1 protein-coding gene is annotated in these 287 nt (G+C 41.1%); it reads right to left on the bottom strand.

The window, feature by feature from the left end:
- Positions 1-255 (bottom strand): LrgB family protein (locus FLQ44_RS09860; protein WP_276607841.1); only part of this gene is annotated, 255 nt, incomplete at its 3' end.
- Positions 256-287: the final 32 nt, after the last annotated feature.

The following is a 287-nucleotide window of genomic DNA, read 5'->3' as shown; positions in this document are numbered from 1 at the left end:
AACCATAGTTAAACTTGCGATAACACCTTCATCTTTGTGACGCATATATGCTTTACTGGCACCAAATCCATGCGCTGCATTGCCTAAAGAAGCGCCTTGAGCGAAACTTGATTTAAGCTTTAAGCAACCTAAAACCAAATCTCCAATCAGCATACCTGTAACCCCAGTGATCATGGTAAATAAAATCACCAGTTCAACTGAACCTCCGATATGAGTACTCAGTTCCATGGCAAATGGTGTGGATATGCAATTCAAGGGATTGCTGCGAAATATGTGACACGGATAAA

It is taken from the genome of Vogesella mureinivorans (assembly GCF_007644035.1).
Taxonomy (GTDB): Bacteria; Pseudomonadota; Gammaproteobacteria; order Burkholderiales; family Chromobacteriaceae; genus Vogesella; species Vogesella mureinivorans.
This window is presented reverse-complemented; position numbering and strand designations above follow the sequence as displayed.